We start from the raw sequence: 6,825 nt of genomic DNA on the forward strand, positions 1-6,825 counted from the left end.
GAATGCTGCTCCGCCACGCCGAGAACATTGCTCCGTTCGCACCCTTGCACAGGCACCGCAGAGGGTGTCCGCGATCAGGAACGTCTCCGCCGGCCTGCCGCTGCGCCACCGGATCGCTTACCGTCCTGATCGGTCCGGCCCGACACCTGCCGCTCGGCCTTGTGGGCAAGGGCCGTTTCGAGCAGTTCCTCCGCGTGGGCCCGCCCGGTTTCGGTGGATTCGAGTCCCGCCAGCATCCGGGCCAGTTCCACCACTCGTTCCTCATCGGCGACCATGCGCACGTCGCTGCGGGTCAGTCCGCCCTCACCGGATCCCTTGTCGACCACCAGGTGACGATCGGCATACGCAGCCACCTGCGGAAGGTGTGTCACGACGATCACCTGGTGCGTCCGGGCCAACCGGGCAAGACGTCGGCCGATCTCCACCGCGGCCCGGCCGCCGACTCCGGCGTCGACCTCGTCGAAGACCAGGGTCGGCACCGTGTCGGCGTCGGCGAGCACCACCTCCAGGCCGAGCATCACCCGGGACAGCTCACCCCCGGAAGCACCCTTGTGGATCGGCAGCGGTGGCGCGCCGGAATGCGCGATCAGCCGCAACTCGACCTCGTCCACCCCCTCGGGACCGGCGTGCAACCTCCGCCCCCGCACGGTCAATGCCGCAGGATCGGACTCGTCGGTCTCCCTGGGGTGAACCACGACGTCGAGTTCGGCCTGAGCCATCGCCAACCCGGCGAGTTCCTCGGTCACCGCCGCGGCCAGCTCGGTGGCTGCCCGCAGGCGAGCATCGGAGACGTCCTGAGCATGCCCGGCGAGTTCGGCCGCCAGCTCGTCACGCCGTGCGGCCAGGGCCGCCAGAGCCTCCTCCGAGGTGTCCATTCCGGCAAGCTGCTCCTCGGCGTCGGCGGCCCAGGCCAGCACCCCGTCGACATCGGCCGCGTACTTCTTCGTGAGCTGCTTCAACTCGGCCTGCCGAGCCAGTACCTGCTCCAGGCGTGCCGGATCGGCATCCAATCGGTCCAAGTAACCGCTCAGCTCGGCACCGACATCGGCGAGTACGGCAGCCGACTCCGCCAGCCGCGACTCGAGATCCCGCAGCACGGGGTCCTCGGTACCGCCGAGGAGGCGGCGTGCCTCACCGACCAGCCCGAGCGCGCTGACCGAGTCGGGATCCGCCTCCGCGAGGCCGCTCACGGCGGTCTGGGCTCCCGTGGCGGTGTCGCGCAGTTGATCGGCATCGGCCAGCCTGCGCGCCTCCTCGACCAGAGCGGCGTCCTCGCCTCGCTCGGGCGCGACCGCTGCGATTTCCGACAACCCGTGCCGCAGCAGGTCGGCTTCCCTGGCCAGCTCGCGGGAACGCTCCGTACGCTCGGTCAGCTCTCGAACCGTATCCGCCCACTCGGCACGAACCCGGCGGTACTCCGCCAGCGGGCCGGCGACATCGGAACCGGCGAAACGATCCAGGACCGCCCGCTGCTCGGCGGAGCGCAGCAGGCGAAGCTGATCGTTCTGACCATGCACGGCCAGCGCCTGCTCCGCCAGTTCGGACAGCACCGCGTTGGGCACCGAACGCCCGCCCAGGTGCGCGCGCGAACGCCCATCCGCGCTGACACTGCGTACGGCAATCAGTCCGTTGTCGTCGTCCAGGTCGGCTCCCGCGTCCGCGGCCACCTCGGCCGCAGGCGAGTCCTCCGCTGTCTCGAACCGTCCTTCCACCACCGCACGCGCTGCGCCCGAACGGACCCGTGAACTGTCCGCCCTGCCCCCTCCGAGCAGGTGAAGTCCCGTGACCACCATCGTCTTCCCGGCACCGGTCTCACCGGTCACCACGGTCAGGCCGGGGTGCAGGTCGAGCGTGGCGTCATCGATCACGCCCAAGCCCTGGATGTGCATCTCCGCCAACACAGTCCGCACCCTAGCGGCCGGACTCAACCGGTGGCTTCCCGCCAGGCCGGTCAGAACGCTCAACCCCAAGGGAGCGTTCAACCGGTGACCGGTCCGCGCCATCCCTGCACCGGCAACTCGAACTTGCGCACCAGCCGGTCGGTGAACGACGTGTCGTGCAGCCGCACGAGCCTGAGCGGGCTCGTCCCCGCCACGACCTCCACCCGAGCTCCCGGGGGAAGAGCGAAGTGCCGCTGCCCGTCGCAGCACAGGACCGCCTCGTGCCCGTTCTGATCGACTTCCAGAGCCAGCAGGGAATCCTGCGCAACCACCAGGGGACGAGCGAACAACGCGTGCGCGTTGCTCGGAACGACCAGCAGAGCCTGCACCCTCGGCCAGACCACCGGTCCCCCGGCGGAAAACGCGTACGCGGTGGAACCGGTGGGAGTGGAACACAGGACCCCGTCGCAGCCGAACGCGGACACGGGATGGCCGTCGACCTCCACGACCACATCCAGGATGCGTTCCCGACTGCTCTTTTCCACGCTGGCTTCGTTGAGCGCCCACGTGGTGGCCAGCACTTCGTTGTCCAGCCGGGCGGTGACGTCGATGGTCATGCGCTCCTCGACGTGGTAGCGCCCCTCGATCACCGCCTCGACCGCGTCGTCGAGCGCCTCGAAGTCCGCTCCGGCCAGAAAACCCACGCGGCCGAGATTGACTCCGAACACCGGCACTCCGGCCATCCGGGCCAGTTCCGCGGCACGCAGCAGAGTTCCGTCACCGCCCAGCACGAGGACGAGTTCGGTACCGTCGGCGGCCTGTGGTCCCGGCGCCACCACCTGCGTATAGCACTCGGGACTGAGCTCGGGGGCTTCTTCTGCCAGCACCCGCACGCGCATTCCGGCACCGATGAGCTGCCCGGCGACCTTCTCGGCCGTACCCAGGTTGTACTGCCTGCCCGTGTGTATCACCAGCAGTACCTCTCGGGTCACCCGGCACCCCCTTGGCGTTGCCGATCTCCGCCACGTCCAGCACCGTTCCCGGCAGGCGCCTGCGGGCCCCGACGAACGGCGTCCATGACCACGGCTTCGGGATCGGGCAGGTCACCGTGCTCGCGACCGTGCAGCCACAGGAAGTATTCGACATTGCCGGACGGTCCCGGCAGGGGGCTGGCGACCACGCCGCGCAGTCCGAGACCACCGTCGGCGGCGGCGTTGGCCACCTCGAGCACGGCTTCGGCGCGCAGTCCCGCGTCACGGACGACACCACCGGAACCGAGTCGTTGCTTACCGACCTCGAACTGCGGCTTGACCATGACGACGAGATCGGCACTGTCGTTCGTACACGCCAGCAACGCGGGCAGGACGAGCCGCAGCGAGATGAAGGACAGGTCGGCCACGACGAGATCGACGGGCCCACCGATGTCCTCGGCCGACAGGGCACGCACGTTGGTGCGGTCGTATATCCGCACCCGCTCATCGGTCTGCAGCTTCCAGTCGAGCTGACCGTAGCCGACATCCACGGCCACGACCTCTCGTGCTCCGCGCCGCACCAGCACGTCGGTGAATCCACCGGTGGAAGCACCGGCGTCGAGGCAACGGCGGCCGGCGATGGCGAGTCCACCGGGCTCGAAGGCCTCCAACGCCCCCAGCAGTTTGTGGGCGCCGCGAGACGACCAGCCGGGATCCTCGACATCATCGGCAACAACGACCGCCACGTCGGTCTCCACCGCGGTTGCCGGCTTGGCGGCGACCATGCCACGCACACTCACCCGACCTGCGGCGATCAATTCCGATGCCTGCTCCCGTGAGCGTGCGAGTCCCCGGCGAACGAGTTCCGCGTCCAGCCGCGCCTTCCGTGGCACCGCGTCAACTCCCGTTGCTGCTCGGACCGGACAGCATGTTCTCGGCCGTGCTCAACGCCTCCGTCAGTGCGGTGTGCACGGCGTCGAACCGCTCGACGTGCTCGGAGACGGGAATGTCGGCCAGGTTGTCGAGCCGAGCGAGTGCCTGCTCGATGGCCTGCTCGGTGGGATTGCGCTCCTGCGAGCCGCCCACCCCGGCAGATCCCCCCGAATCCGGTACCGGTGCATTACTACTGTGCTGACCTGGCGAGGTCATTGTCTCTCACTTCCATCGGCCACGCCGATCGAACGATGCGCGACGACACGGTCCACGCTATCGGACATGCCACTCCGTCGCCGAACACCACCATCGCGCAGTCCACGGTGCGCTGCGCGCCGATCGGTCTCTCTCATGCCAATCCCAGCCGGGTCAGCGCCGTTTCGGCCTGATCATCGTCCCCCCGAACCCGCACCGGTCCCGAGCCGATGGGCCACCACGCCGCGCACAGGGCCCGAAGCGCGGACAGGCTGTCGGGAAGGTCCCCGACACCCTCGCCACGGGCCGCCAACACCAGCGTCGAATCCTCCACGCGGACCGCGAACGAGGACTGCTCGGTGATCAGCGAATCCGCAGGAGGGCGGTGCAGTGCGGTCACATCCTCCGAGACGTAGTCCGGGCGGAGCTCGGCGGGGGCACTCAACACCTCCTCCGGAGTACCGACTCCGGACAGCACCATCAGCGACGGTATGGCCGCTCGTACCCCGCCTGCGATGTCGGTCTCCAGCCGGTCGCCCACCATCAGCGGCCGGCTCGCCCGCGCGGAGTCGACCGCACGGCGCAGCAGCGGCGGCTGTGGCTTGCCCGCCACGTGCGGAGTTCGGCCGGTCGCCGTCTGCAGTGCGGCCACCATCGCACCGTTTCCGGGGAGCTCGCCCCGTTCGGCCGGTAATGTCGCGTCACTGTTGCAGGCCACCCACACGGCTCCGCCGTCGATCGCCAGGCACGCTTCGGCGAGATCGATCCACCCCGTATCGGGCGAATGTCCCTGGACCACCGCAGCCGGCGCGTCCGCACTGCGCCGGACCGGTCGCAGGTCGACCGCTTCGATCTCGGCCGCCAGAGCATCCGTCCCCACCACCAGCACGCGCGCCTCGGAAGGCAGGCGCTCGGCCAGGACCTCGGCCGCGGCCTGGGCGCTCGTACTGATCTCGGTGGTGTCCGTACACAACCCGAGACCGCCGAGATGCTCGACGACCGCCCGAGGAGGTTTGGAGGCATTGTTCGTCACGTAGCGCAGGGCGACCTTGCGCCGGTGCACTTCGTCGATCGCTTCTTTCGCCCCGCGCACCAGCCGACTGCCCCGGTAGACCGTGCCATCCAGATCCAGCAGCACGGCGTCATGATGATCGACGAGTGGGGCCGTCACGATGCCCTGAAGCCCCCCTCATCACCACCGTCGTGGTCCTCACCTCGGGCGGAGTCGTCGTCGAGCACACCGCTCTGCGTGTTCCACGGCTCCTCGGAGCCCTGGACAGCCGTGCCCGCAGAGGCCCGGGACTCGGCTTCCGCGACGAGTTCCTCGGCCGCATCGGGCCCACCGAGTCGCACGACCAATTCGTCGAGCCGCTCCGGGGCGTCGGTCTCGCCCTCGTCGTCCGCGTGTGCCGCGTGCACGAACCACGTGAACGCCTCTTCCACCCGGCCGGCCGCGAGCAAATTGTCGGCATAGGCGTAGAACAGTCGGGCACTCCACGGATCCTGGCGCTGCGGATCGAGGTCCGGGGTCTGCAAACCGACCACGGAAGCATCGATCTGTCCGAGATCGCGGCGCGCTCCGGCCACGACGATGCGCAGCTCGGCCGCCTGCCAGGCATCGAGTTCCGCGGCTTCCGGGCTGCGGCTCAGTTCCACTGCTCGCTGCGAACGTCCCAGCGCACGCTCACAGTCGGCCATGATCGCCATGTGTCCGGCACCACCGGACATCCGACGAGCAGCGCGCAGCTCGGTCAATGCCTCGCTCCACTCCCCGGCGTGGTAAGCCGTGAGTCCGTTGGCCTCCCGCACCGCTGCCACTCGGGCGGCACGGCGACGTGCGAAGCGGGCGTGTGTCAGCGCTTGCTGCGGGTCCGACTCCATCAGCGTGCCCGCGGCAACCAGGTGGCCGGCCACCTGATCCGCCAGTGCCTTGGGGAGACCGCGGAGTTCCCTGCGGACATCCCCGTGCAACTCCGAGGGCTGCACGTCTTCGGGAAGTTCCGGCTCCTGGGGCCGTGGCGGTGTCTCGGCGGACTCGTTCTTCTCGCGCCGATCCCGCGCCTTCGCCTGCTTCGTCGAGCGTTCATCGTCGCGCTTGCCGTGGTGCCGGGCCTTGCCCGGGCCCGTGTCCGGCCGCTTGCGATCCCGCTGCTCGTCTCGTCGCCCTCCACGAGTGGATCCTCGCTGCGTGGACCTGTCCGAAGAAGCGCCACCGGAGCGGCGATCCTCTCCACGAGGACGTTCCCGGTGTTCTTTTCCGTCGGAGTAGCCGCGGCGGTCGGTGCGGTCACCGCCACCCTTGCGGCCGCCTGTCCGCCCGCTGCTTCGGTTCTCCCCTCCCTGCGTACGCCGGGACGGGGTGCGGCGGGAGTCGTCGCCATCGGGCCGTGGCCCTCGCCCGCCACGGGTCTGCCCGCGTTGGCCTTCACCCTGAGAACCACCGGACGGCTTTCGCTCGTTTCGCCGCTTCGGATAGCGGCCACCAGAGCGTCGATCACCACCGTGATCACGCCCCACACCCGGCTCTCCGGCATTGCGGTTGCGGGAGCGGTGTCCTTCCGGGCCTCCTCGGCTGCTACCGGACCCGCGGCGATCATCGCCGTACTTGTCCTCGAAACCGGACACCAGACCTCCTGCGACGGTGAAAACGGACTACCCCCAGCTTAGTCCGCAATGGTTCGTGGGCGTGTCGCCGTGGGAGGTGATCAGCCGTGGTGGTGGGGGTGGTGATGGGTGTGCCCCCAATCCCCGGGGTGGGGGTTGGGGGCACACACTCTCTCGAAGAGGTGGGGGTCGGCGGTGTCCTACTCTCCCACACCCGCGGGGGTGCAGTACCATCGGCGCTG

Annotated in this window: 6 protein-coding genes; all 6 read right to left on the reverse strand. The window is 69.4% G+C overall.

The annotated features are described in order from the left end of the window. Window positions 1-74: 74 nt before the first annotated feature. The 6 genes from recN to DFQ14_RS22280 all read right to left on the reverse strand — a co-directional run bounded on the left by recN (window position 75) and on the right by DFQ14_RS22280 (window position 6,604). A complete protein-coding gene (recN, locus tag DFQ14_RS09600) occupies window positions 75-1,901 on the reverse strand; it encodes a DNA repair protein RecN (protein ID WP_114452824.1) in 1,827 nt (608 codons plus the stop codon). Between the two features lie 77 nt (window positions 1,902-1,978). Continuing rightward, complete coding sequence (locus tag DFQ14_RS09605) at window positions 1,979-2,872, reverse strand: NAD kinase (protein WP_114452825.1); 894 nt, start codon at window positions 2,870-2,872, stop codon at window positions 1,979-1,981. Continuing rightward, a complete protein-coding gene (locus tag DFQ14_RS09610) occupies window positions 2,869-3,744 on the reverse strand; it encodes a TlyA family RNA methyltransferase (protein WP_114452826.1) in 876 nt (291 codons plus the stop codon). Before DFQ14_RS09610 ends, DFQ14_RS09605 begins: the two co-directional genes overlap by 4 nt. A 4-nt stretch (window positions 3,745-3,748) precedes the next feature. Then, window positions 3,749-3,937, reverse strand: a complete 189-nt coding sequence (locus DFQ14_RS09615) for a hypothetical protein (RefSeq protein ID WP_114452827.1) — start codon at window positions 3,935-3,937, stop codon at window positions 3,749-3,751. A 196-nt stretch (window positions 3,938-4,133) separates the two neighbouring features. Beyond that, complete coding sequence (locus DFQ14_RS09620; protein ID WP_338072595.1) at window positions 4,134-5,117, reverse strand: HAD-IIA family hydrolase; 984 nt, start codon at window positions 5,115-5,117, stop codon at window positions 4,134-4,136. 29 nt (window positions 5,118-5,146) lie between these two features. Beyond that, window positions 5,147-6,604, reverse strand: coding sequence for a hypothetical protein (locus DFQ14_RS22280; protein WP_179951528.1), 1,458 nt, complete (start codon window positions 6,602-6,604; stop codon window positions 5,147-5,149). Between the last annotated feature and the right edge of the window lie 221 nt (window positions 6,605-6,825).

This window comes from Halopolyspora algeriensis (assembly GCF_003337235.1).
Taxonomy (GTDB): Bacteria; Actinomycetota; Actinomycetes; order Mycobacteriales; family Pseudonocardiaceae; genus Haloactinomyces; species Haloactinomyces algeriensis.